Genomic DNA, 563 nt, shown 5'->3' on the forward strand with positions numbered 1-563 from the left:
CTCCGGATTGTCCTTCCATTGCTCAGCTGGCTCGTGATGAGGGAATATCGAAGTGGACCCTGTATGATTGGCGTAAGCAAGCCATTGATGGAGCGCAGAGAATACCCATGCCGGACAAGCCAGCAGAAACCTTATCAGCAGAAGCCCGCTTTGCCATTGTGGTAGAAACCGCCACCATGTCTGAAGCTGAACTCAGTCAGTATTGTCGGGAGAACGGCTTCTTCCCTGAGAACGTCAAAGCCTGGAAGCGCGATTTTATTACAGGCTCAGCCTCTGAGCAGGCAGCTGGCTCGGCCTCGTTACAGAAAGAACGCCGACGCATCAAAGAGCTGGAGCAGGAGCTTCGACGCAAGGAAAAAGCCCTCGCTGAAACCGCTGCGCTGCTGGTACTGCGAAAAAAGGCCAATGCGATCTGGGGGAAGGACGAGGACGAATGATCAGCGTCTCAGATCGCCAACACGCTGTGGCGCTGATTGAGGAAGCGATGCGGGCCGGAGCACGCAAAGAAATGGCCTGTCGCGAGCTGGGGATCAGTATCCGTACGTTGCAACGCTGGACACGAA

Annotated in this window: 1 pseudogene; it reads left to right on the forward strand. The window is 55.4% G+C overall.

The features are described 5' to 3' along the window. Window positions 1-437 (forward strand): annotated as a pseudogene (locus tag DA373_RS16090) (IS3 family transposase); the annotation flags it as partial. Window positions 438-563: the final 126 nt, after the last annotated feature.

Origin of the sequence: Oceanimonas marisflavi (genome assembly GCF_003049725.1) — a bacterium.
Taxonomy (GTDB): Bacteria; Pseudomonadota; Gammaproteobacteria; order Enterobacterales; family Aeromonadaceae; genus Oceanimonas; species Oceanimonas marisflavi.